Below are 1,395 nucleotides of genomic sequence, written 5' to 3' on the forward strand. Positions count from 1 at the left end.
TTCCCCACTGCTGCCTCCCGTAGGAGTCTGGGCCGTGTCTCAGTCCCAGTGTGGCCGGTCGCCCTCTCAGGCCGGCTACCCGTCGTCGCCTTGGTGAGCCGTTACCTCACCAACAAGCTGATAGGCCGCGGGCTCATCCTGCACCGCCGGAGCTTTACACCATCAAGGATGCCCAAGATGGTCATATCCGGTATTAGACCCCGTTTCCAGGGCTTGTCCCAGAGTGCAGGGCAGATTGCCCACGTGTTACTCACCCGTTCGCCACTAATCCACCCCGAAGGGCTTCATCGTTCGACTTGCATGTGTTAAGCACGCCGCCAGCGTTCGTCCTGAGCCAGGATCAAACTCTCCGTGAATGTTTACTCGGCCGAAAAATATTTCAGCCGGTGCACAAACTGAAGAGCGGAACGGTCGGAGGAATAGTCCGACCGTTCACAGCGTCCTCGCTGTGTTTATTTCAAAGGAACCACGTCCCGATCGTGATGACCGGAGACGGGGTATCAACATATCTGGCGTTGACTTTTGGCACGCTGTTGAGTTCTCAAGGAACGGTCGCTTCCTTTGTACTCACCCTCTCGGGCTTTCCTCCGGGCTTCCCTTCGTGTTTCCGACTCTATCAGATCTTTTCTCGATCCGATTTCCTCGGTGCTTTCCAGGTTCTCGCTCTCGCGTTTCCCTTTCCGGCGGTTCCGACTCTATCAGATTCTTTCGGCGTCTGACCCCCAGTCAGCGGGGCTTGTCTTCCCGGCTGTTGGGCCGTTCCGACGAGTGAGACATTAGCGGATTCCCGGCTCCCGAGCTAATCGGGGGGCCTCGTTCTTTCGAACGCGGATTCCTCATTTCGCAAATACGCACACCAAAGTGTTCGACGCCGAGGCATCGGAATGGGTGGTGCTCACGGAATGGCTGTCCGGGGACCGACCGGAGTCGGCGCTCACGTCGGACAACTCGGAGTACCTTACGGATCGCCCCGAGGTGTGTCAACCACCGGCCGGTCCCTCCCGGCCAGGTCAGTCCTTCGTGCCGGAGGCCAGCTCGCGGCTGCGGTCCCGGGCGGCTTCCAGGGCGGCGATGAGGGCCGCGCGGACACCGTGGTTCTCCAGCTCGCGGATGGCGTTGATCGTCGTACCGGCGGGAGAGGTGACGTTCTCCCGGAGCTTCACCGGGTGCTCGCCGCTGTCGCGGAGCATCACGGCGGCGCCGATGGCGGACTGCACGATGAGCTCGTGGGCCTTGTCCCGGGGCAGGCCGAGGAGGATGCCGGCGTCGGTCATGGCCTCGACCAGGTAGAAGAAGTACGCCGGACCGGAGCCGGAGAGCGCGGTGCAGGCGTCCTGCTGGCCCTCGGGCACGCGGAGCGTCTTGCCGACGGCGCCGAAGATGCCCTCGGCGATG

At 62.2% G+C, this 1,395-nt stretch carries 1 protein-coding gene and 1 rRNA gene; both read right to left on the bottom strand.

Going from position 1 to position 1,395, the window contains the following annotated elements:
* Positions 1-356, bottom strand: a 16S ribosomal RNA gene (locus tag ABTZ59_RS37065); the annotation flags it as partial.
* Between the two features lie 654 nt (positions 357-1,010).
* Positions 1,011-1,395 (bottom strand): pyrroline-5-carboxylate reductase family protein (locus ABTZ59_RS37070; protein WP_351425946.1); only part of this gene is annotated, 385 nt, incomplete at its 5' end.

Source organism: Streptomyces sp. NPDC094034 (assembly GCF_040303865.1).
Lineage (GTDB): Bacteria > Actinomycetota > Actinomycetes > Streptomycetales > Streptomycetaceae > Streptomyces.